General features: G+C 51.9%; 19 protein-coding genes. 18 read left to right on the forward strand and 1 reads right to left on the reverse strand.

The genetic code is table 11. From position 1 onward, the window contains the following. Positions 1 to 151 precede the first annotated feature (151 nt). Positions 152 to 448: a hypothetical protein gene (locus NXS97_RS21845; RefSeq protein ID WP_181837747.1), complete on the reverse strand. Its 297-nt coding sequence runs from the start codon at positions 446 to 448 to the stop codon at positions 152 to 154. Positions 449 to 475: 27 nt separating this feature from the next. Between NXS97_RS21845 and NXS97_RS21850 the strand changes: the two genes are divergently transcribed. The 18 genes from NXS97_RS21850 to NXS97_RS21935 all read left to right on the forward strand — a co-directional run bounded on the left by NXS97_RS21850 (position 476) and on the right by NXS97_RS21935 (position 22,838). Continuing rightward, a complete protein-coding gene (locus NXS97_RS21850; RefSeq protein ID WP_013026243.1) occupies positions 476 to 958 on the forward strand; it encodes a type VI secretion system tube protein Hcp in 483 nt (160 codons plus the stop codon). Positions 959 to 1,026: 68 nt separating this feature from the next. Continuing rightward, complete coding sequence (locus NXS97_RS21855) at positions 1,027 to 1,857, forward strand: glycoside hydrolase family protein (protein ID WP_116219942.1); 831 nt, start codon at positions 1,027 to 1,029, stop codon at positions 1,855 to 1,857. Then, positions 1,854 to 2,669: a lysozyme inhibitor LprI family protein gene (locus NXS97_RS21860; RefSeq protein WP_112900198.1), complete on the forward strand. Its 816-nt coding sequence runs from the start codon at positions 1,854 to 1,856 to the stop codon at positions 2,667 to 2,669. Before NXS97_RS21855 ends, NXS97_RS21860 begins: the two co-directional genes overlap by 4 nt. Positions 2,670 to 3,234: 565 nt before the next feature. After that, positions 3,235 to 5,130, forward strand: coding sequence for a type VI secretion system-associated FHA domain protein TagH (gene tagH / locus NXS97_RS21865; protein WP_116219943.1), 1,896 nt, complete (start codon positions 3,235 to 3,237; stop codon positions 5,128 to 5,130). After that, positions 5,127 to 5,918 carry a PP2C family serine/threonine-protein phosphatase gene (locus NXS97_RS21870; protein ID WP_013026239.1) on the forward strand — a complete coding sequence of 264 codons (792 nt, stop codon included), beginning with the start codon at positions 5,127 to 5,129 and terminating at the stop codon, positions 5,916 to 5,918. Before tagH ends, NXS97_RS21870 begins: the two co-directional genes overlap by 4 nt. A 10-nt stretch (positions 5,919 to 5,928) precedes the next feature. Then, entirely contained in the window at positions 5,929 to 6,942 is a 1,014-nt protein-coding gene (locus NXS97_RS21875) for a hypothetical protein (protein ID WP_234033862.1), read from the forward strand. A gap of 16 nt (positions 6,943 to 6,958) precedes the next feature. Next, entirely contained in the window at positions 6,959 to 7,786 is an 828-nt protein-coding gene (locus NXS97_RS21880; protein WP_019106469.1) for a type VI secretion system accessory protein TagJ, read from the forward strand. After that, a complete protein-coding gene (tssE, locus tag NXS97_RS21885) occupies positions 7,776 to 8,351 on the forward strand; it encodes a type VI secretion system baseplate subunit TssE (protein ID WP_013026236.1) in 576 nt (191 codons plus the stop codon). The genes NXS97_RS21880 and tssE overlap by 11 nt, the downstream gene beginning before the upstream one ends. Before the next feature lie 2 nt (positions 8,352 to 8,353). Beyond that, positions 8,354 to 10,231, forward strand: a complete 1,878-nt coding sequence (tssF, locus tag NXS97_RS21890) for a type VI secretion system baseplate subunit TssF (protein ID WP_013026235.1) — start codon at positions 8,354 to 8,356, stop codon at positions 10,229 to 10,231. Continuing rightward, complete coding sequence (tssG, locus tag NXS97_RS21895; protein ID WP_116219944.1) at positions 10,228 to 11,277, forward strand: type VI secretion system baseplate subunit TssG; 1,050 nt, start codon at positions 10,228 to 10,230, stop codon at positions 11,275 to 11,277. The genes tssF and tssG overlap by 4 nt, the downstream gene beginning before the upstream one ends. A 53-nt stretch (positions 11,278 to 11,330) precedes the next feature. Then, a complete protein-coding gene (gene tssH / locus NXS97_RS21900) occupies positions 11,331 to 13,940 on the forward strand; it encodes a type VI secretion system ATPase TssH (protein WP_116219945.1) in 2,610 nt (869 codons plus the stop codon). Between the two features lie 29 nt (positions 13,941 to 13,969). Then, positions 13,970 to 15,433 (forward strand): serine/threonine protein kinase, encoded by a 1,464-nt coding sequence (locus tag NXS97_RS21905; RefSeq protein ID WP_116219946.1) that lies wholly within the window; start codon positions 13,970 to 13,972, stop codon positions 15,431 to 15,433. A gap of 11 nt (positions 15,434 to 15,444) precedes the next feature. Further along, positions 15,445 to 17,661 (forward strand): type VI secretion system Vgr family protein, encoded by a 2,217-nt coding sequence (locus NXS97_RS21910; RefSeq protein ID WP_259232799.1) that lies wholly within the window; start codon positions 15,445 to 15,447, stop codon positions 17,659 to 17,661. Positions 17,662 to 17,669: 8 nt separating this feature from the next. Further along, positions 17,670 to 18,047, forward strand: a complete 378-nt coding sequence (locus tag NXS97_RS21915) for a hypothetical protein (RefSeq protein WP_116219948.1) — start codon at positions 17,670 to 17,672, stop codon at positions 18,045 to 18,047. A gap of 149 nt (positions 18,048 to 18,196) precedes the next feature. Continuing rightward, a complete protein-coding gene (locus tag NXS97_RS21920) occupies positions 18,197 to 18,541 on the forward strand; it encodes a DUF3592 domain-containing protein (protein WP_246874118.1) in 345 nt (114 codons plus the stop codon). A gap of 192 nt (positions 18,542 to 18,733) precedes the next feature. Beyond that, positions 18,734 to 18,922, forward strand: coding sequence for a hypothetical protein (locus NXS97_RS21925; RefSeq protein ID WP_116219949.1), 189 nt, complete (start codon positions 18,734 to 18,736; stop codon positions 18,920 to 18,922). Positions 18,923 to 19,230: 308 nt separating this feature from the next. Then, complete coding sequence (locus NXS97_RS21930; RefSeq protein WP_259232800.1) at positions 19,231 to 21,771, forward strand: DUF2169 domain-containing protein; 2,541 nt, start codon at positions 19,231 to 19,233, stop codon at positions 21,769 to 21,771. Continuing rightward, positions 21,768 to 22,838: a pentapeptide repeat-containing protein gene (locus NXS97_RS21935; protein ID WP_116219951.1), complete on the forward strand. Its 1,071-nt coding sequence runs from the start codon at positions 21,768 to 21,770 to the stop codon at positions 22,836 to 22,838. Before NXS97_RS21930 ends, NXS97_RS21935 begins: the two co-directional genes overlap by 4 nt. The last annotated feature ends 10 nt before the right edge of the window (positions 22,839 to 22,848 follow it).

The following is a 22,848-nucleotide window of genomic DNA, read 5'->3' on the forward strand; positions in this document are numbered from 1 at the left end:
CTCATACTTTGATTATGCTGATGAAGCGGAATAAACCTTTTCCTAAAGTGATGCCTTTGGCGAATGGCTGGAAGCTTTCATCATACATTTATCAGTATAATGATCGACCTGTGTTTAAAATATAAAAATGTCGGCTTTGGCGAGCTGAAAATTATTTGGGCTTCTTTAATCGTTTTTTTTTGACTTTGTTCCAGCAGAGTAATTTTCTTGAAACAAAGTGCGCAACATAATCGGGTTGCCCCATAATTGTCATGGCTTTTTGCACAATGACATTAATTTGAAATACGAATACAGCAAAAAAATCTCCTGCTATAGCGGTTAATTGTGGTGGGATACTTCGGAGAGCCTGTAGCAACCTCCCGAGTCGAGGCAAAAGTAAAATATGGACTGTTTTATTCAGCCCCATGCTTTTCTCTTTGCCATATAGATGCTTTTTCGAAAGCGACAACTTTTTCCATAACGAAGAGTAAATATTATGGCTATTGATATGTATTTGAAGGTAGACGGTATTACTGGTGAATCTAAAGATTCAAACCATACCGGCTGGATTGATATTACCTCTTTCTCCTGGGGCGCTAATCAGCCGGGTAATATGAGCGTGGGCGGCGGCGGCGGTGCTGGTAAAGTAAACTTCAACGACCTGCACATTAATGCCAAAATCGACAAGGCTGTCACTGCGCTGTTGAAAAACTGTGCCAGTGGTAAGCACGTCACTAAGGTTGAAGTTTCAGTTTGCAAGGCTGGCGGTACGCAAATCGAGTACACCCGCATCACCCTGGAAGACGTGCTGGTCACCAACGTACAGTTCGTGGGCTCTGAGCACGATGATACGCTGGGCGTAACCTATGCATTCCAGGCTGCGAAAGTGAAACAGCAGTACTGGGAGCAGAGCTCTTCTGGCGGTAAAGGCGCAGAAAGCAGCGCTGGCTGGAATATCAAAGAGAATAAAGAAGCGTAATGATATGGCAGCCCTGAAAGGGGCTGCTTTTTTAAATAAACTCAATTGCATGCAAAAGGAATTTTGATATGACGCTCTTACGCTTAGGCGATCGAGGTGATGCTGTTGCAGTTTTACAAAAAATGCTTGGAGAGAAAAATTATAAAGTCTCAATAGATAAGGTTTTTGGTAAAAATACAGAGTTAGCCGTAAAAAAATTCCAAACTGATAATAAATTATATGCAGACGGCATTGTTGGAAGAAAAACCTGGGAAGCACTAGGAAAAAGAGTTGTAGCTCCCGTTCCTCCGCCTCCGTTAAAAGGTGTTCAGGGACGGCAGTATGTTAGCGGAATGAAACTGTCAGAAAGTGGGATTCAGGCACTTTTTAAATTAGAGTCTTTGCGCGGCGTCAGTAATCACTTGCATTGGCCTGGAGGTAAAAGCGGTGTGACTTTAGGTGCTGGCTACGACATGCTTGAAAGAACACAAAGTGAGATAAAGCAAAAACTTATTTCTATCGGCATTGATGCAACTTCTGCTGCTAAAGCGGCTGAGGGAGCAACTAAAAGTCATAAAGACGCGTCCGATTTTGCTGTGCAAAACAAAAATCTTATAGATTTATCAAGGCAGCAAGAAACTGATTTGTTGAGATTGACTGTTCCACATTATGAAACATTAATAAAAAACAGGATTACAGTACCCTTAACACAATATGAGTTTGATGCACTGGTTTCGTTTGCATACAACTCTGGCGGTGTTTTAAATAAAGTGACCAATGACATTAACAAAGGAAATGTTGGTGATGCAATGGCGATGATTAAAAAAATAATCTATAGCGGTGGTAAAGTCTTTAAAGGTCTGGTTAACAGACGTAATTCTGAAGTTAAACTTTATCTGGAAGGGATTTATGACGTATGAACAATAATAAAGGTTTGCTTGTATCTACCCTTTTAGGTGGTTTAGTGGTTATGACGTCTTGCCACGCCAACGGAAATATAGAAAGCGATATAAATGGGCAGTGGGTTGTTAAAAACGTCTATGTGAACAGTAATAACGCCTCACGACCTGATATTATTAGTGATGATCCAAATCTAGTTGGCCGAATCATAAATTTCGACAAAAAAGGTATTTCTGGATCAATTCTGGTGGCGAAGGGGTGTGATTCACCTTCTTATAATAAAAAAGAATCTGTTACGGCAGGTCAGTTGCTTAATCTTACTGCAGGTGAGGATGAAAAGTCGAACAATAATCTTGCAAGTGATTACGGATTACCTTTATCGGCTAAAGATCCAGTAAGTGCTTATGAAGTCACCTGTAAATCAGGCATGTTTGGCCCTTCAGGTGAAAAAGTTGGTAACTGGATTATTGAGAAAAACAATAATGAACTTCTTACCAACTGGAATTCACAAACTTATTTGTTGTTAAAAAAACTGCCCTCTAATCCTAAACCAGCACCCTCATTCGACTGTGCGAAAGCCTCATCAGATACAGAGAAGGCTATTTGTAGCAACGTTGAGCTTTCCGGCTGGGATAAGAGTGTTGCACAAGCCTATAGCATCGCTGTAAAACAAATAAAAAGTATTGATGTTGATGTCAAAGACAAGCTCGCCACGCTTCGTTCTGCGCAAAGTAACTGGATCAAAAAGCGCAATGAATGTGGCGGTGACGCGTCGTGTCTCTCTGAAAAAATGCAGAGTCGGGTTTCTGAACTGGTTGAAGCCTCAAAATAAAGTATTAATCATTTCTTTACTCTCACATCATGCAATCATGATGACATTAAGGCTAAAAGGATTTATTCATAAATGAAAAGGGTGTATTGCAGAGCCACATCCTTTTCATTTTTATTGCTGGTTTTTAAAGTAAGAATCTTAATGTCTCATGATTGAATGTTTTGCTTATCAAAGAGCCTTTTCTTAAATAATGTCACGGCAAGATTTAAAAAAGAGCATGAGATGACAGGGTTTAATATTGACTCCCATTTGAAAAGTGAAAAATTGTAATGAAGTTTGAGGTAAAATATTCGGAATGTAGCTTTCATTTATCTGCTTTTTTTAATTTCATCTTATGCAGAAGTTATGCGCACACCGTATTTAATAACGAGTGCGTCGCCAGGCTTGATGAGTTACGCACGAAAGAATTATCAGAAATGCCCTACGATTAATTTTCACGGGGTGGCTATATGCAACATTAGGGTTGCGTTTATCTTCCGTACCATTGACTACGCTTCTATATCCCGCCTTTCTCCCCGAGAGACGCGCGATATAGATGTCGAACAGCTAACCGCAGGAATCCGTGATGCGCTTTACGATAATAACCGCTAAACCCGGCCATGAACCGCCGCAAATCAGTTTCGATTTTCTTCCTCCAGGCGGCACTATTGGTCGAGGCGTGGATAATAATCTGATATTGCCCGACGACGATCGCACTATTTCTCGCCTGCAGGCTATCGTGCATATTACTGCAGAGGGCGAATGTCGCCTGACCAACCGCGGTAACGTTACGCGCGTGCTGCTGAATGACATCCCGCTTGAACGTGGACGTCAGGTGGAGTTGCAGGACGGAGACATTCTCGGCATCGACGACTATCGCCTGCTGGTTAACGATCTTAATGGCGAGCAGCAATCGCAGCAGCCTCCGTTGACCGCTGCAGCCGCACCTAAGCCGCAGCCCGTACCCAATGCGGTCCCTGTACAGGCGCCGGCTGCCAGCACGGCTGCCATTCCCAGCGAGATCTGGGACAGCCTTGCCAAAGAGTTTTCAATTTCTGATGATTTATCGAAACGTAAAAGTGCTGCGCCAGAAATGCCGGAGGCAAATCCGTTAACCTCTACAGCGGCAAACCGTAATCCCGAAGATCCGCTGGCTCAGTTAATGAGCGATAAACCGCTAGATATCGGTCAACAACCTAAGACAGGCAGCCTGTTTGATGAAGAGGATGCACTGTTTGCTCAGGAAAGCATTTTTGATGACCGCACGCCCAGCACCTTGTCGGCAAAACAAAATGCGCAAGGGCAGCCCAAAATAGAGGAAACCTCCACGGACGTGGACCCGTTAAATCTGTTTGGCAGTCAGGCCACGCCGGACCCGCGTCATCATGACGATCCGCTGGGGTTAATGATGAGCGGTGCAGTGCCGCTGGCTCAGCCAGATATGCCGGTTTCGCAACCTGTGGCTGCGCCATCGCAGCCGAAAGAAAACCATCAGTCTGCACCCTTGCAGCAGAAAGAGCCCCATCAAGCGGCGCCATTACAGCCGCAAGAAAATCACCAGCCGATGCCAGATATCCTGGATACTGCACCGGTTGAGTTGGCTGATTTAAGCAGTTCACCGCTGTTTGATCACACTGAAACGCAGGTCACTCACGATCCCGCTTTCGATCCTCAACCGCAGCCTGCCCAGCCTGAAGGTGCGCAAAGTCCGATTGATTACGGCGGCATTACCTTGCCAACACCGCAGGCGGTGCAACGCACGCCTTCGCCCACGCCAAAAGGGCGGCTGCGCATCGATCCGGTTGCCTCGCACAATAACAGCGGTGGGACCGAGCAGAGTGGCAACGCCAGTAGCGGTGATGCCTTAAAGGGCGAGTTGCTGGATGCACTGCTGGAAGGTATGGGCCTGCAGGATCTGCAACCGACACCGCAGTTCGATCGTGAGCAGATGCGGCAGTTCGGCCAGATGCTCAGCATGTTCTCGCAGGGAACGGTGGCACTGCTGTCTTCCCGGTCGATTTTAAAACGCGGTGTAAAAGCCGACATGACCGTGATCCTGGATGATGCTAACAACCCGTTTAAGCTCCTGCCGTCAGGTAAAACCGTATTGATGCAGATGTTTGGCAGCCGTATGCCAGGTTTTATGCCGCCACGCCAGGCCGTGCGTGACGCACTGATTGACCTTCAGGCGCACCAGTTAGGGATGATTGCCGGGATTCGCGCCATTATTGCTTCCATGCTGCAGTCCTTTAACCCCGATCAGCTCGAAGAAGAAGCGCGTCAAAACGGTTCCGTATCGCGCATTGGACTACCCGGCAGCCGTAAAGCCGCGCTGTGGGAGCATTTCATCCAGCGCTATGGCGAAACTGCCGGTGAAATTGAAGATGACTTCCATACCTTGTTTGGCGAAGCCTTCTTGCACGCGTACGACATGGAAGTAAATCAGTATAAAGACTCACAAACCCACACGGATGACGCATGAATATCTCTACTGCTTCCACGTCGAATCAGGGCGACCGCGCCAGCAATCAGGATCAAACCGGTGAGAGCATCGGCGAGCGTTCGGCTTGCTTTGTGGTGTGTGATGGTGTGGCAGGGTTTCCCGGCGGTGACGTGGCAGCAAAAATTGCACGCAGTAGCCTGATGGAAGCCTTTGATGGCAATGCGCATCTCGATGCGCAAACCATTCGCGATTACGTGAATTATGCCAATGGCGCCATTCGGCAACAGCAAAAGGCAAACAGTCAGCACAGCCGGATGGGCACCACGCTGGTGAGTTTGTTTATCGACAGAGACTATGAACTGGCCTACTGGGCGCATGCAGGCGACAGTCGGCTTTACCTGTTTCGTCGGGGCTATCTCTACCACGTGACCACAGACCACAGCCTGATTCAGCAAATGAAAGATGCCGGGCACCAGACAGAAGGCATTAACAGTAACCTGCTCTATTTTGCATTAGGCATGGGCGATGAACAGCGGGATGCCAGTTACAGCGATGTGGTGCCTATTGAGGATGGGGATGCCTTTTTGCTGTGTACGGATGGTTTCTGGCATGGCGTGACGCTGGAACAAATGCAGCAATCATTGCATATGGTGAATACGCCAGAAGAGTGGCTGACCCTGATGCAACAAATTATCAAAAACAGCCAACCGCAGGGGGGTCAACAAGACAACTTCAGCGCCATGGCTGTGTGGGTAGGTTCACCAGAAGACACCACCTTATTGCACTCGCTGTCTGATGCGGCGCAGTTTTTCCCTCTTCGAGATTGAGAACGCCAACATGAAATATGGATTAGTGGGCCTGACTGCATTGCTGTTGAGTACACATGCCTTTGCAGAGAACTATCGCATTGTGCAGTCGCCAACTCAGAAACTGGATGTCTGGATTGATGATGTAAAAGATAACCAGCTGTCGAGCTGGTGTAAGAGCACCGTAAACCTGCGCATTGTGACGCATGGCGATAAAGATGCGTCGGTGCTGAGTGATTTCCTGCCGCGCGTTGCGGGCTTGATGGCCTCACAATGTAAGCCGTTACAGCAGCTGCACTGGCAATTAACCGATACCGAGGGCGGCGCACTCGCCAATGGTACGGCCGCGAAAGCGCAGCAGTGGAAATCGGTGGTGACTCCGCCTGCCGCTGCACAGCCCGTTCAACCGGCTCAGCCCGCCCAACAGGCGCCGGTGCAGCAGGCGCCCGTCAGCCCGCCCGCCGCGCCTGTCGTGCTGAATTCGCCAGCGGCGGATACCACACCGTGGCTTCAGTTTAGCTTGCTGGACGGTTGTCATTTCCGCACCTGGTGGCATCAGCCCTCGCAGGCCAGCGCCCTGTTTGTGCCGGCTAAACAGGGCGTCACCTGTGGCAAAGATGGTTGGTTAAGCGGGCACAGCACGCTGACCCAGACGGGCAAAGACGCGACCAAATCCGTTTCCGTGAGTTTTCTGCAGGGGTTCCCGGTTGCGGGCCTGAACGATAAACAGCAGGTTGATGAACTGACCATTACCACGGTTAACAGCGAACGCATGGTGCTGAGTGATGAAAAGTCACCCGACAGCTGGCTGGTGTTGCCATTTAGCCAGCAGTTTAACGGCTGGCAGGCGATAAACCAGGTGGTGGTTGAGATGCCCGCCAGTGAAGCGGCAGACGAAAATGCGCTGCGTGCGCGCCTGCAGGAAGTGCGTAAGATCTGGTCACCCTGGTTAAGTAGCCCTGCATCCATTAAGGTGCAGTTGGTGGAAAAACTGCATCCGGAACTCAAAGATCCGGCCGCAGCCGTGTATCGCACCATCAACTAAGGCATAAGGAGTTTGAATGGACTCATTACAACAGCGACTGGCCAATGCCACCCTGGCGGAAAACCTGTCCAGCATCACTGCACAAATCCAGGCGAATCCGGCTGATGCGGATTTACGCGCGGCATTTGTGCAACTCCTGTGCCTTGACGGTAACTGGAGCAGGGCGCAGACACAGCTGAAATCCTGGCTGGCCATGCTGCCTCAGGCGCAGCCCACCGTGACCTTGCTGCAACAGGCTATTGAGGGCGAACAGAAACGTGCAGCGGTTTTGCGCGGTGAAGCCGAGCCGCAACTGCCGGGAAGCGCCTGGCCGTGGTGCCAGGTTTTACTGGCCGCGCTGAAAGCGGACATAGCGGGCGACAAGGCCGTTGGTGCGGCACTGCGTGCTCAGGCGCTGGAAAGCGCAGAGGCGAGTGCCGGTACGGCCACAACCCAGGAGGGGGAAAGCCAGTTCGCCTGGATAATGGACGGTGACAGTCGCTTCGGACCGGTCTGTGAAGCCATCGCCAATGGACATTATTACTGGATCCCGTTTGCTGCCATCAGTGAAATAGAATTTCAGGCTCCGGCAAGCGTCACGGATCTGGTCTGGCGCCATACTCGCCTGCAGCTGGTGGACGGAAGTGAGCAAATTTGTCAGATTCCGGTGCGCTACCCGCTTCAGGACAAGGCTGATGAACGCTTCCTGCGGGCAAGCGTAACGGAGTGGCAGGAATCAGGCAGCGATGACGGTCAGTTTATCGGTCACGGGCAAAAGATGTGGCTCAGCGATGAAGCAGATTATCCCTTACTGACGCTGCAGCAGCTTATTTTCAACGAAACTGAGTTACCTCATGAGTCGTAATGACAATTCGTCCGGTGACGGCTATTCGCAGCTGCATGGCGGCTATCGTGCGCGCAAAAATCGCGACACGCTGACGGCGCGTGACAAACTGCAGTCGTCCCTGCTGGACAGGCTGACAGACGACGCGCCAGATAAAACCACCGAGTCAGGCAACAGTTCGATTATTACCCACAGTACGCTGCGACGTAATGTTCTGCGCGATCTCCAGTGGTTATTCAACACCATCAATAACGAGGCGCAGCACGATCTGAGCGACCTGACGGAGGTCCAGCGTTCCGTGCTGAATTTTGGCGTGGCCCCCCTGGCCGGACAGAATATCTCGGACATCGAATGGCAGGATATGCAACGGAAAATGACCGATGCCATTCTGCACTTTGAGCCACGCATTTTACCCCAGGGCTTACAGGTTCGCTGCGTAAGCGACTTGACCTCTCTGAGTCTGCACAACGTACTATCGATTGAGATTAAAGGCCGGTTATGGTGCGTGCCGTACCCGCTGGAGTTTCTGTTCCGCACTCAGGTTGATTTAGAGAGCGGCCATTTTGAACTACAGGATGCAGGTTAATCATGGACAGCAAGCTGCTTGATTACTACAACCGTGAACTGGCCTATCTGCGCGAGATGGGCGCGGAGTTTGCTGCCCAGTATCCCAAGGTCGCCGGGCGGCTTGGTATGCGCGGCATTGACGTCGCCGATCCTTACGTCGAAAGACTTATGGAGGGTTTCGCGTTTCTGACGTCACGCGTGCAGTTAAAGATGGATGCCGAGTTTCCACGCTTTTCTCAGCGGATGCTGGAAATGGTGGCACCGGGCTACCTTTCACCTACGCCGTCGATGGCCATCGCCCAGCTCACGCCGGACAGCCGCAAAGGCGATATCAGCAACGGTTTCTTAGTGCCGCGCGGCACAATGATGGAAAGCCAGAACCTGAAAAAAACGGGCGTCACCTGCAGCTATACCACCGCGCACGATGTGATGTTACAGCCCCTGCGTATCAGCGATGTGTCGTTAGGTGGCGTGCCAGCGGATATCCCGTTAGGCGAGTTGAAAGCGGGCGGCTCGACGGCGGCGTCCAGCGCCCTCCGTATCCGCATCACCTGCGAAGGCATTTCATCGTTAAGCCAGCTCAGTCTCGATGACGTGATGTTTTTCCTGAGCGGACCCGATATCCAGGCCCTGAAACTGATGGAGCTGCTGATGCAGCATCGTGTCGGGATCATCCTGCAGTCCGTGGAAGCAAAACCGCAACGTCAGGTTCTGCCGGATGACGCGCTTCAACAGGAAGGCTTTTCGACCGAGCAGGCCCTGCTGCCCGACGATCTGCGTAATTTTGACGGCTACCGCCTGTTGCAGGAGTATTTTGCATTCCCGGCACGCTTCCAGTTTATCAGCCTGCGTCAGCTGGCGCCTTTCCTGCAGCGCTGCGATAACGCCCTGTCGTTTGACATCGTCATCCTGCTGGATAAGGCCGATGCGGCGCTGGAAAGCGTTGTCGACAGCGCCCATCTGGCCCTGCACTGCACGCCGGTCATTAACCTGTTCCCGAAAACCGCCGAGCGGCTTAAGGTCAGTGACAGTCAGCACGAGTATCACCTGGTGGTCGATAACATTCGTCCGCTGGACTATGAGATCCATTCGGTGAAGCGCTTGTTTGCCTCTGTCGAAGGGCAGCGAGAAGAGCAGATCTTCCGGCCGTTCTGGAGCACCTTCAGCCATGACGGCGGGGATTATGGCGCGTATTTCTCCCTGCGTCGTGAACAGCGCACGCTCTCTGAGCACGCGTTGCGCTATGGCACCCGAACGGGCTATATCGGTTCTGAAGTGTTTCTCTCCCTGGTGGATCAAAATCATACACCGTGGAACAGCGATATCCGCTATTTGTCTGCGGAAGTGATGTGCACCAGCCGTGACCTGCCTTTGATGCTGCTACAGCAAGAGCAGGCCAACTTTGTGATGCCGGATTCCATTCCTGTCGGGCAACTTAAATTGTGCAAAGGCCCGACGCCACCGCGTCCGGCGCTGGCTGAAGGGCTTTCAGCATGGCGACTCATCAGTCATCTGCAGATGAACTATCTAAGCCTGATGGACAGCAGCGATGGCGAAGGGGCTGCGGCACTGCGCCAGATGCTGAGCCTGTATGCCAGCCTGGCCGAAACGCCGCTAACGCGTCAAATTGACGGAATTCGGCACTGCAACCTCAAAGCCGTTCACCGCCGGGTGCCCGAGCCGGGCCCCGTGGTGTTTGCGCGCGGGGTCAGCATTGCGCTTGAGGTGGATGAGCAGGCGTTTTCGGGTGCCAGCCCCTGGCTGTTCGGCAGCGTGCTGGAGCGGGTCTTTTCTCGCCTTGTGGCGCTTAACAGCTTTACCGAATTCACCCTGAGCAGCCAGCAGCGCGGCGAAGTGGGCTACTGGCCGCCGCGCATGGGCAAAAAGGCGCTGCTATGAGTGAGACGGCGCACGTTATTCCCCTACAGCGGGCGGTGCGTCTGCCTGACGGTTTCTGGCAGGCCGTGATGGCCGCGCCCTGGCGCTATGATCTGTTTCAGCTGCTACGCAAGCTGGACGCCCAGAGTGGGCAGCGTTATGCCTTAGGTAAAGCGCCACTGCCCAAATTTGAAGCCGTGCGTCTTGGGCAAAAGCCATCCCTGGCCTTTGCACCATCGACCGTGTCACAGGTTAAAGCGCGTGAGCAGGACGAACGCTACGACGTCTCCATTTACAGCTTTGGGCTGTTTGGTCCCAACGGTCCTCTCCCTACGCACCTGACGGAATATGTACGCGGACGTATCGATCACCATCAGGATAACAGCCTGAGCGCTTTCGCCGATCTGTTTCATCATCGTGCCACGCTGCTGTTCTACCGTGCCTGGGCTAATTCACAGCCAACCAGCTCCCTGGATCGCCGCGACGATCGGCGGTTTCAGGATTATCTGGCCTGCGTGGCCGGTATTGGGTTACCGGCCCAGCAGAAAGCCAGTTCGCTGAGTCTGCATGCGCGCCTCATGCTGTCAGGGCATCTCAGCCGCCACGGTCACGATGCCGAAGGGCTGGTACGCATTTTGCGTCACTACTTTGCCGTTCCGGTTAAGCTGCAACAGAACGTGCCGCAGTGGTTATCCCTGGACAGCCGCGATCAGGCCCGTCTGTCGGCCGGTCGCCATATGCCGCGCCTGGGTGAATCGGCCTTTCTCGGTGTGGCCGTTCGTGATGTCCAGCATCGTTTTCGTCTGCGTATCGGTCCACTGAGCGCCGAGCAGTACGAACGTTTTTTACCCAACGCGCAGGGCGCTTGCGAAGTGCGTGACTGGGTGCGCCACTATCTGGGTATTGAGATGCAGTGGGATCTCAGCCTGATTCTGGCAGCCGATGCCGTTAAGGGCGTAACCCTTGGCGGTCAGGCGCGGCTGGGCTACACCAGTTGGCTTGGACAGCAACCGCAGCCTGTCGATCGTGAAGATTTTGCCTTTGAGGTTGAAGCTACGCCGTCATAGCCCAACCGCTTTCCCCGATAGTTAGCCCGCTTCTTTCAATAAAGAGAACCGATATGTCAGAGATCAGCCGTGCCGTGCTATTCGGCAAACTGGATACGCTGTTATTTACCTCGCTTGAGAGTGCGACCGCCTTTTGTAAACTGCGTGGCAACCCCTATGTTGAACTGGTGCACTGGTTGCATCAGCTCATGCAGCAGCAGGATGGCGATCTTCAGCAGGTGATTAAGCATTTTTCACTGGATGAAAACGCGCTGACGCGGGATATCGTCGCTGCACTGGACCGCCTGCCGCGCGGTGCGGGTGCGGTGTCCGATCTCGCAGAACACATCGACAGCGCCGTTGAGCGCGCCTGGGTTTATGCATCACTCAAATACGGTGCGACCCGCATTCGCGGTGGTCACCTGCTGATAGGTATGCTGAAGACCTTTACGCTCGCCAGCGTCCTGAAAGGCATTTCCCCCCAGTTTTCACGCGTGAACGCCGATGCTTTACTGGAGCAGTTCGATACCTTGCTGGCGAACAGTAAAGAAGTTCAGCAGGCGCTGGTTCAGCCCGCAGGCGATGCTGCCGCCCCTCCGGCGGCGGGCGACAGCACGTTAGCGCAGTATGCGCAGGATCTGACCGCGCGAGCGCGCGACGGCAAAATCGACCCGGTTGCGGGCCGTGATGAAGAGATCCGCCAGATGGTGGATATCCTGATGCGCCGTCGCCAGAACAACCCGTTACTCACCGGTGAAGCTGGTGTGGGTAAAACGGCGGTGGTAGAAGGGCTGGCGCTGCGCATTGCCGCCGGTGATGTACCGGCACCGCTTCGTGACGTGCAACTGTGGCTGCTGGATATTGGCATGTTGCAGGCAGGCGCCGGCATGAAAGGCGAATTCGAAGCGCGTTTACAAGCCCTGATTAACGAAGTCCAGTCCAGCCCTACGCCAATTGTGTTATTCATTGATGAAATTCATACCCTGGTCGGTGCAGGCGGTCAGCAGGGCACAGGCGATGCCGCCAACCTGTTAAAGCCGGCCCTGGCGCGCGGACAGTTGCGCACGATTGGCGCAACGACCTGGGCGGAATACAAGAAATACATCGAAAAAGATCCTGCATTGACCCGCCGCTTCCAGACCGTTCAGGTGCAGGAGCCGGATGAAGCAAAAGCGATCCTGATGCTGCGCAGCACCGTGAGCGCGCTGGAAAAACACCATCAGGTGCTGTTACTGGATGAAGCCGTCAGCGCCGCCGTTAAGCTCTCTCACCGTTACATTCCTGCCCGCCAGCTGCCGGATAAAGCCGTAGCCTTACTGGATACCGCCTGTGCACGCGTTGCAGTCAGCCAGGGCGCACAGCCTGCCGCGCTGGAAGACTGCCTGCACCGTCTGGCCGCGCTGGAAATCGAAGCGGAGATCGCCGAACGTGAAGTCAAAGTGGGGCTGGGTGATGAAACCCGCCAGGCCACGATTGCTGCCCAGCGCGCTTCCCTGGAAGCAGAGCGCGATGCGCTGGACGCCCGCTGGCAGCAGGAGCGTGAGCTGGTCGAACAGCTGATTGCCCTGCGCGCGCGTTGCGTGACCGAAGGAGAAACTTCCCTGCGCGAGCAGCTCGATGAAACCCGACAGAAGTTGCATGCGGTTCAGGGTGAAGCCCCGTTACTGTTTGCTGCCGTTGACGCCAGCGTCGTTGCCGCAGTGGTATCCGACTGGACCGGCATTCCGCTGGGCCGGATGGTGAAAAACGAAATTGATGCCGTGCTTAACCTCGCGGACACGTTGAATCAGCGCGTAATTGGGCAGCGTCATGGGCTGGATCTGATTGCCAAACGCGTTCGCACCTCACGCGCCCGACTGGACAATCCCAATAAACCGGTCGGTGTGTTTATGCTTTGTGGCCCGTCAGGCGTCGGGAAAACCGAAACCGCGTTGGCGCTGGCCGAATCGCTTTATGGTGGAGAGCAAAACATCATCACCATCAACATGAGCGAGTTCCAGGAAGCGCACACCGTTTCAACGCTGAAAGGTGCGCCTCCAGGCTATGTAGGTTACGGTGAAGGCGGTGTGCTGACGGAGGCCGTGCGTCGTCGTCCTTACAGCGTCGTGCTGCTGGATGAGATTGAAAAAGCCCATCCTGATGTGCATGAGCTGTTTTTCCAGGTATTCGACAAAGGCTGGATGGAGGATGGCGAAGGGCGCCACATTGATTTCCGCAATACCATTATCATCCTCACCTCTAACGTCGGTACGCAACTGATCAGTGCGCTCTGTGCCGATCCGGAACTCATGCCGGATCCTGACGCGCTCAGCACCGCTTTACGTAAACCCTTACTGGAGGTGTTCCCGCCTGCACTGCTGGGCCGTCTGCTGGTGGTGCCTTACTATCCCCTCAGTGACGAGATGCTGGCAGAGATTGTTAAGCTGCAACTGGGGCGCATTGTTCGCCGCCTGGAAGAGAACCACGGTATTGAAGCCATTATTGACGATTCGGTCGTCAGCCAGATCGTGCAGCGTTGTACGGAAGTGGAGTCTGGAGGTCGCATGGTCGATGCCATCCTGACAAATACCCTGTTGCCGCAGATGAGCCAGATACTGCTCAGCGCCCATGCTCGTGATGAACGTTATCGTCGTGTGCAGGTCAGCTGTGATCAGGGCGAGTTTGTTTGCCAGTTTGCTGTCTAAAGCCGTTTGTTATCAGAGAGCTTTCGAATATGTCGGAAAATGATAATCACCAGAATGTACCCAATGCCCTCCCGATTGGTTACCGGTTTAATGAGTTTGAAATCAAAGATGTCATCGGCGGTGGCGGTTTCGGCATTGTCTATCGTGCCTGGGATCACCAACTGGAGCGCGATATCGCGATTAAAGAGTTTATGCCCGCGTCGCTGGCCGTGCGCAGCGACGACCTGAACCTGGTATTGCGGAGTGAGCGATTCAGTAAAACTTTCCATGCGGGCCTGAACAGCTTTATTCAGGAAGCCCGTCTGCTGGCACGTTTTAATCATCCGAACCTGCTTCACGTTCTGCGCTTTTGGGTGCAAAACGATACGGCCTATATGGGCACGGTGTTTTACAGCGGCACCACGTTGTCTAACATGCGTGAACGCCATCCCCATTTGATTGATGAGAACTGGATCCGTCGCCTGCTGCCACCGCTGCTGGGTGCCATCAAGACCATTCATGATGCGGGCTATCTGCACCGCGACATCTCGCTGGATAATATTCAAATCCAGAGCAATGGCGATCCGGTATTACTGGATTTCGGCTCCGCGCGCAAAACCATCGGTAACCTTTCTGATGAAAGTGAAACCATGCTGCGTCCGGGCTATGCGCCGATTGAACAGTACAGCGATAACGATGAAAGCGAACAGGGCGCGTGGACGGACATTTACGCGCTGGGTGCCGTGCTGCACACGTTAATCACCGGCGCACCGCCGCCGGTCAGCGTGGTGCGCAGTATTGAAGATAATTATCAACCGCTCGTGCAACGCGCACCTGCGGGTTACAGCGCAACGCTGCTGGCAGCGGTCGATAGCGCCTTGTCCCTTAAGCCGGAAGATCGCCCGCAGAGCATTGATGCGTTTGCCGCCTCGATGGTACTGCCTGAAAAAGCACCTGAACCGCTGCCTGAAGTGAAGCACAGTGGGCCGGGTACGATGCTGGTACCAATTCAGGAAGAGGATGAGGCGGCTGCCGCTGCAGCAACACCGCTGAAAAAGCTGATGCGTAACCGCTTTGTACTGCCTGGTTTGGTCGCTGCGGGCGTGCTGGTGGGTGTTTGTGTCGGTTTGCTGATGGCGGGCGGCGACAAAGACGGTGATGCACCTGCCAATGTCGCACAGACCGAAACGGCCCCAGCCACTCAGGCACCGGCTGAACAACCTGCTGCAACGCCTGTGCAAACCCAGACTGCCCAGGCCGAGCCGGAAAAACCTCAGGAGCCGGTTGCACCACCGCCTGAACCTGTGGCGCAGGTTTATATTAAGCTCCAGCCCGGCGAGCGTGTTCAGGTGAATGGCAAGCCTCAGGCAGTGGTTCCGGCAGCCAATGGTTTTGCGGCGCTGCAGCTGGCACCCGGCAACTACACGTTTTCTGTGACAGGCCAGCGTGGCGAACGTGAACAAACGTTGACCATTAATCAGGAAGGCGTCTGGTTACTTGATCCCCATATTTAACAGGTATGTCTATGTTCTCACGTATTACTGTACAACTTCCCGCACAAGGACTGCTGTTCCGACGTCTGAGCGGCAGCGAAGCGCTGTCCAAGTCGTTCGTGCTGCAAGCGGAGCTGCTCTCCACCGACGCGCGCATTGATCGTAAGTCGTTGCTGGGCAAGCCGGTCACGTTCACGCTGCCGACGGACGGTCTGCTGAGCGCGGTGAATCCGCGCTACATCAACGGCAAAATTACGCAGATAGGCGTGCGCAGCGAGGAGCTGGGCGGCGTGCGCTACGCCGTTTACGGGCTGACGGTGGAGTCGGATCTGTGGCCGATGAAGCGCGACCGCAACCTGCGCATCTTCCAGAGCCAGACGGTGCCGCAGATTGTGCAGACGCTGCTGAAGGAGTACGGAGTGAACGTGGAAACGCGCCTGGCGGGAAGCTACCGGGTGTGGGAATACTGCGTGCAGTATCAGGAGAGCAGCTTCGACTTTATCAGCCGGCTGATGGAGCTGGAGGGGATTTACTACTTCTTCCGTCACGAGGCGGACAAGCACACGCTGGTGCTGTGCGACGCCCCGGACCAGCACCAGGCGTTCCCGGGCTACGAGACGATAGCCTACCACGTGACGCCGTCGGGCGGCAGCGTGACGGAAGAGGGCGTGAGCCAGTGGGCGCTGTCGGAAAGCGTGACGCCGGGGATGTACAGCACGGACGACTACGACTTCCGCAAGCCGAACGCGTGGATGCTGCAGGCGCGGCAGAACCCGGTGTCGCCGACCCCGGGCTCGGTGGACGTTTACGACTGGCCGGGTCGCTTCGTGGAGCACGGTCACGGCGAGTACTACGCGCGTATCCGCCAGGAGGTGTGGCAGGTGGAGCACCACATGGTGAGCGGCAGCGGCACGGCGACGGGCATCGCGCCGGGCTACACTTTCGCGCTGCTGAACGCACCGCACTTCAGCGACAACGGCAAATACCTGGTGACGTCGGCGCACTACGACTTTGAAGAGAACAGCTACGCCAGCGGCGACGTGGGCGCCACGCGGCACAACATCGACTTCACGGTGCTGCCGGCGGCGGTGACGTACCGTGCGAAGCCGGAGACGCCGTGGCCGAAGACGCACGGCCCGCAGACGGCGAAGGTGGTGGGGCCGAAAGGCGAGAGCATCTGGACGGACAAATACGGCCGGGTGAAGGTGAAGTTCCACTGGGACCGTCTGGCGAAGGGCGACGACACGAGTTCGTGCTGGGTGCGCGTATCGAGTGCCTGGGCGGGTCAGGGCTTCGGCGGGGTGCAGATCCCGCGCGTGGGCGATGAGGTCGTCGTGGATTTTATCAACGGCGATCCTGACCGGCCAATCGTCACCGGGCGTGTCTACAACGAAGCCAGCATGCCACCCTGGGATCTCCCCGGCGATGCTACACGAATGGGCTTTATGACACGGAGTAAAGACGGACATCAGGCCAATGCCAGCTATCTGTTCTTTGAAGATAAGCCGGGCGGTGAACTGCTGAATATGCATGCTGAGAAAGACATGAATATTTCGGTGGAGAATGATAAGACCGTGAATATTGATGGCAATCGTAATACTATTATCGGTAAAGAACAGAAACATGAAGTTAAAGGTGATGCATCTTTCCACTACAAGCAAAAAAGGACAACAGTGGTAGACGGATCTGAGACTAAGAACTTCAACGATGGCGAGTTTTCCAAGGTAACTAATGGTCGTAGCATGGATATTGTCAGTGGTGGGGAGAAAATAAAAATAAAAGGTGATCAAGATATTAGAATCGCTGGTGATAAAAATTACAATCAAATCGGCAATCAAAATTCCACAGTTGAAGGTAATGTCAAGGAAGATGTTCATGGTAGTTGGGAGAAGAATGTTTTAGGAGGTAAGATTAATATTTTTAGCCCCAATGAAATCAGTATAAAAAGTAATACAAAGGTAAGCATTGAAGCCCCTTCAAGTTGGGTGAAAACTGCAGTTCATTCCTTTTCTATCACTGCATTCAATGAAAGTGTCACAGGGAATAATGCTTCTATTACCGGGAATAGTGTGACGGGTACTGGTATGAGTACTGCATTCACAACAGTAAGTAATAGCCTGACCGCATTGAGTAATACAAGTACACTAGTTAGTTACTCTACTAAAACTATTGATAATAAGCGTTCTCTAACGAAAATTGAGAACTCTCTCCAAAATTTAGTAATTAGTGCAATTCATTTATTTATATGAAGGTGAAAATGGGATTTCTAACTGAGGCGCCATTCATAATTGGCATTGTCGTTACAATCTGTGCTGTTGTTTTTTCTCTATCTATGTTAAAACCCAATAAAGCTCAATTAACCGGGATTAAAGACTGGACTACTCGTGATAGTTGGGCAGGGGAAGTAATAGTTGTTCCAGTAGAAAGTTGGTATCAAAATGATTCAAAATATGGGAATGATTATTTTTATGATTTTTGTTTTCATGCAAAAATCAACGGTGTTGAAAAGAAATATTGCGCGAAAGGTGTTGTGAGGCCTGATGATATACATAAAATAAAAAAAGGGATTAACGTGGCTGTAAAATATAGCAAAGATACACCACCTAAAATGGCCGTACTGAGCATAAGTATTTAGAGAGAAATATGTTATCCCCTTTCTATTAAGTGATTACCTCGGGAGCGCTACACTGGAAATCTAAAGCACTTACCTTATTTCTTTAATTAAGAGGTTGATAATGGATTTTTTAACCAGTAAGTGGTTTTATATTTCTCTCGCAATATCCGTTGTGGCCTTTTTTCGCTATTGCCAGAAACTTCAGTAATCACTTTCTTCCGCTTATAAAAGATGGTTTTGTTCAAAGTGCTGTTTTAAAAAATGGTATTGCAGTCAATGCTGATATTGTTTCAGCCCAGCAGACTACCATGTGGGGTGGTAATAAACCGATTTATAAAATGACTTTCAGGTTTAAAACACAACAGAATCAAGAAGTAGAAGCCAGTATTCTGAAAGATCTTAGTTTTGAGGAAATTGAACGTTTTAAACCAGGGAATGGAACAACAATTAAGTACGACCCTAAAGATCCTCAGCGTATTGCTTTATATGACAACCCCCTCATTCTGGAACGATGATGTCTTTTATTATTTATCCTCCTTTTATTATTGGTGTCATTGTATCCTTAACGGCCGCGATAGTGGCTTTTTCAGTTATAAAGCCTCAAAAGAAAGAAATGCTAGCTATTAAAAATTGGGTTTCTCGAGATAGATGGCACGGTGAGATTCTAACGACCAGATTATGCTCGTGGTCCAAAACGGAAGCGAAGTATGGTGATGAGTTTTTTTTACCTTTTTAAGTTCCATAAAAATGATTTAGATGAAAGGGAATATATAGCGGCAGGGTTAGTAAATGGGAAGGATGAACATAAAATCAGGGAAGGTTTAAATTTAGAAGTGAAATTGCAGGAACATCCGTCTGGAAAGGCTGCTGTGATAAATGTTGTTTTTGATTGTTGATTTTGAATGGAAGTTTATAAAAGTACCTTCACATTCTTTTAATGGTAAGGTAAAGATATTTTTATATATAAAGATGATTGCATAAGTGAAGTCCAAGAGCATGATTTGCTGTTGTTATGTATTCCGTTTATGAAGTGCTGGCTAGATAAAAATGATGAATTTTATATGGGTTTCTAACTTAAATAAAAGTAATTTCATGGTTTCTCTTCTCGGTTCTTTAATAAGGCGCTAAGGGGTATATGTAATTTTTTTATTCGAAATCATGCGCAGAATTAACGCTATTCATTGTCCACAGAGGAAACCCAGGCATGAAAATTATTAAACCTCTCCGCCTGAGCGTACTTAATCGTCCATATCGCTGGCAGGGTAAAAACCATCTTGGCGTCACCGTGCTGGCATTAGCCGATATGAGTGATAACCCGAAGCTCCGCCCGGAAATGGAACTGTGGCAACTCGCCGCCAGCGAATTACAAACCAGCGGCGGCGTCCTCGATTTAGCCATGCCAAAAGTGTGCGCCGAATTTCTGGCGACGGGCAATGCCTACACGCATCATCAAAGCGATAAAACCGCCTGCGCAGCAAAGATTGAAGTCGATACGCTAAGCAAGTCGCTGGCGGTATTTGGCGATCGCTACTGGGTTGGCAATAACATCACAGCGCCGCAGCCCTTTGAAGAAATGCGACTGGACTGGAGCCGGGTTTTTGGCGGCGAAGGGCACGATGACAATCCCTATGGCATTGGCATTCATCCCGAAATACATCAGGGCCATGAGTTCGTCCGCCTACCTAACATCGAAGCGATGAGCGGACGTCTTACGCAGCCTAAACAAAAGCCTGAACCTGCTGGATTTGGTCCGCTGGATATTAGCTGGCCACGACGTTTTAGTCGTATGGGAAAAAAATACGATTCCAGTTGGTTACAAAATGATTTTCCCGGTTTTGCGCGCGATATCGACTGGAAAGTCTTTAATGCTGCCAGTCCTGATCAATGGTGGGCAGATCGCGATACCTTACCTGAACAAGCCGCCTGGCGAATCTGGAATATGCATCCGCAAAAGCCGGTGCAGGAGGGCAAACTCCCTCCCTGGCAGGCACGCTGCTTTATTAATCGTCAGCGCGAAGATGAAACACTGTTTGAGGAAATTTCACTGCGGGCAACCACGGTGTGGTTCTTTCCTCATCTGGAGCAAATGGTTCTGTTATGGCAAGGGAACACGCGCATCAATGAAGATGACGCGGCTGATGTCTTGCAGTTGATGCCCGCGCTGGAAAAACGGGGTTCGCCGCGCTCGGTCAACCATTACCGCAAGGTGCTCACGCAACGCCTGGACAAGGAAAGCGGGGCGCTCTTTTCATTCCGCGAAAAGGATCTTATTCCAGATGACACGATCGGCCCCTGGATTGATAACCAGGTTGAGCAAACGCCCAGTCCGATGCGGGATAATATGCAAACGCGGGCAAAACTTCTTCGTGAGCAGCACCGTGCGCGTATTGAGGCATCCGGTGGAGATATAGGTGACTTACTCAACGAACCCGATGAGCCCGAACTGCCGAAGCTGGAAGACCTGCCGGAGTTTATCGAAAAAATGGAGCGCCAGGCCGAGGAGATGAAGGCACAGGCAGAGCAACGTAAACGCGATATTGAGGCTCGTTATCCGCAAAATGAAGGTGACGAACATCAGCCGCGTGGTCCGGAAACGCTTTTTCGTATGCAGGAAATGCTCCAGCGCAACAAAGCGAGCTTAAGTCAGAAAAAGCTGGCACAGATGCGTGATGCTCTTCATCAAATGTACCTCATGTCCGTCAACAGTCAGCCACCCGCCCTGCGCCTGAAGGGCGACCTGGCACAGATCATTCGTCAACGTGCGGAAAGGACGCTTGCTCAGGGTGGAAACTTTAGCGGCATGGATCTGACCGGCGCGGACTTTTCGGGTATGGATCTTCGCGGTGCCGACTTTAGTAAGACGCTGCTGGAATGTGCCGATTTAAGTCACTGCCAACTGGACGGTGCCAATTTCAACTGCGCAATGTTGGCGCGAACCGAATTGCACCATAGTTCGCTACGCAACTGTAATTTTGAACGCGCCAGCTTTGCTTTAGCCCAGTGCTGCCAAAGTGATTTCTCGGGATCGTACTTTAAAGATACACAGTTGCAAGAAACGCTTTTCGATAACTGTACCTTTAATGAAGCGACCTTCTGTGAATTATTGTTCCGGGAAACCTGGTTTACCCAATGCCGTTTTCAGCGCGCCATCCTTCAGGCTTGCGTGTTTATGGAACTCGATTTGCCGGGTCTTGATTTTACAGAGGCGAAACTCAGTAAAACGACATTTATAAAATCCACACTGGAACAGGCTGTTTTTATCCGTGCTGAATTAGAGAGCTGCTCATGGGTGGAAACGCAGGCTGACCATGCAACTTTCAGCGGCTCAATCTGGTTGACCTGTGCGGTGGCTTCCGGCAGTTCCCTTAATGATGCAGATTTCACGCACGCCACGCTGCGGCAAAGTAATCTGCGCCAGACACCGCTTAACGCTGCGGTGTTTATCCAGGCAAAACTGGAGAACAGTGATTTGAGTGAGGCAAGCTGTAAAGGGGCTAATTTTCAGCAAGCGAACCTGGCAGGCAGCCTGTTTGTGCGCACGGATTTTTGCGATGCAGATTTCACTGATGCCAATCTGATGGGCGCGATATTGCAAAAAAGCCAGTTAGGTGGGGCATGTTTCCGGGGCACGACGCTTTTTCGCGCCGATCTGTCTCAGGCTTTTACCAGCGAAACCACGGAACTTGATGGCGCCTTTACAAAGCGTATCAAAACGTTGCCGAAGCGTGATGGAGAAATTGTATGACAGCGCTCACTCCAGCGGAGCTGCATCGGCGAATCAAACAAGGTGAGGTCGTCAGCGAGTTAAACCTGAATGGCCTCAATCTGCAGGGATATGATCTTTCTGGTGGGATCTTTCAGGACGTGTCCTTAACAGGGGCGAATCTGCAGGGTGCCAATTTAAAAGAAACGGTTTTTACTGAATGTCAGCTTGACCAGGCTGATTTGCGCCAGGCAAAAATTGAGCAGAGTGTCTTTAACCAGTGCGAAATGTCGGGGTTAATGGCAGATGAGACAAGCCTGAGCGAAACCGTATTTAACCAGTGTGCGCTTACCAATAGCAGTTTTGCGCGTAGCACCTTGCTAAGCACGCAGTTTATGCAATGCCCGCTCGCGCAAGCTCAGTTTAAACAGGCACAGTTTGATCGCTGCGTCTTTTTTGAATCAGTGCTGGATGGAACAGACTTTGAGGGCTGCAAAAGTCTGCTGACGACCTTTTACAGCATTGACCTACGCCAGACAGTCCTGAGTGCGGGTGAGTTTGAACGCACGGTATTTTTTAAATGCGACCAACGCGAAAAGAATTATGCACAGCAACGGTTTATTGGTTGCCAGTTCATGGACTGCGCGCTGGATAAAGCGCTGTTTAATGATGCTCAACTTTCGCAATGCAATTTTAAAGGCGCTTCGCTTAAAGCCGCTCAGCTTAATCAGGTAAACGCCAGCCAGGCGCTGTTCATGGAAGCCGATCTCACTGGAGCACAATGCAAAGGAAGCCTGTTTGATCAGGCCATTTTCGTTGGTGCCATGCTTGAGCGCACTGATTTTACAGGCAGCCGTTTTTTCCAGAGCATCCTGCACCAGGTAAAGGCCTCTCAGGCGCTCTTCATTCGCTGCGACCTGACATACAGCGACTTTACCGCAGCCGATATCAGCATGGCAGACCTACGCGGTGCAACCTTTTCCCGAACGCGCATGCACCGGGCGCGCCAGGAGAACGCGCAGTTCTCTGGTCGTCAGGGCATTCTTGAATTTGATGAAGAATTACTGGCAGCTGAAGCCTGGAGCGCGCAGCGCCAGAGCCGCAGTTGAGGAGATCAAG

The sequence above is a fragment of the Pantoea sp. B623 genome (genome assembly GCF_024814475.1).
Lineage (GTDB): Bacteria > Pseudomonadota > Gammaproteobacteria > Enterobacterales > Enterobacteriaceae > Pantoea > Pantoea ananatis.

Excerpts from the sequence above, each read along its gene's own strand:
- NXS97_RS21850 (WP_013026243.1), top strand. The coding sequence starts at position 476 with ATGGCTATTGATATGTATTTGAAGGTAGACGGTATTACTGGTGAATCT.
- NXS97_RS21855 (WP_116219942.1), top strand. The coding sequence starts at position 1,027 with ATGACGCTCTTACGCTTAGGCGATCGAGGTGATGCTGTTGCAGTTTTA.
- NXS97_RS21860 (WP_112900198.1), top strand. The coding sequence starts at position 1,854 with ATGAACAATAATAAAGGTTTGCTTGTATCTACCCTTTTAGGTGGTTTA.
- tagH (WP_116219943.1), top strand. The coding sequence starts at position 3,235 with ATGCGCTTTACGATAATAACCGCTAAACCCGGCCATGAACCGCCGCAA.
- NXS97_RS21870 (WP_013026239.1), top strand. The coding sequence starts at position 5,127 with ATGAATATCTCTACTGCTTCCACGTCGAATCAGGGCGACCGCGCCAGC.
- NXS97_RS21875 (WP_234033862.1), top strand. The coding sequence starts at position 5,929 with ATGAAATATGGATTAGTGGGCCTGACTGCATTGCTGTTGAGTACACAT.
- NXS97_RS21880 (WP_019106469.1), top strand. The coding sequence starts at position 6,959 with ATGGACTCATTACAACAGCGACTGGCCAATGCCACCCTGGCGGAAAAC.
- tssE (WP_013026236.1), top strand. The coding sequence starts at position 7,776 with ATGAGTCGTAATGACAATTCGTCCGGTGACGGCTATTCGCAGCTGCAT.
- tssF (WP_013026235.1), top strand. The coding sequence starts at position 8,354 with ATGGACAGCAAGCTGCTTGATTACTACAACCGTGAACTGGCCTATCTG.
- tssG (WP_116219944.1), top strand. The coding sequence starts at position 10,228 with ATGAGTGAGACGGCGCACGTTATTCCCCTACAGCGGGCGGTGCGTCTG.
- tssH (WP_116219945.1), top strand. The coding sequence starts at position 11,331 with ATGTCAGAGATCAGCCGTGCCGTGCTATTCGGCAAACTGGATACGCTG.
- NXS97_RS21905 (WP_116219946.1), top strand. The coding sequence starts at position 13,970 with ATGTCGGAAAATGATAATCACCAGAATGTACCCAATGCCCTCCCGATT.
- NXS97_RS21910 (WP_259232799.1), top strand. The coding sequence starts at position 15,445 with ATGTTCTCACGTATTACTGTACAACTTCCCGCACAAGGACTGCTGTTC.
- NXS97_RS21915 (WP_116219948.1), top strand. The coding sequence starts at position 17,670 with ATGGGATTTCTAACTGAGGCGCCATTCATAATTGGCATTGTCGTTACA.
- NXS97_RS21925 (WP_116219949.1), top strand. The coding sequence starts at position 18,734 with ATGGTGATGAGTTTTTTTTACCTTTTTAAGTTCCATAAAAATGATTTA.
- NXS97_RS21930 (WP_259232800.1), top strand. The coding sequence starts at position 19,231 with ATGAAAATTATTAAACCTCTCCGCCTGAGCGTACTTAATCGTCCATAT.
- NXS97_RS21935 (WP_116219951.1), top strand. The coding sequence starts at position 21,768 with ATGACAGCGCTCACTCCAGCGGAGCTGCATCGGCGAATCAAACAAGGT.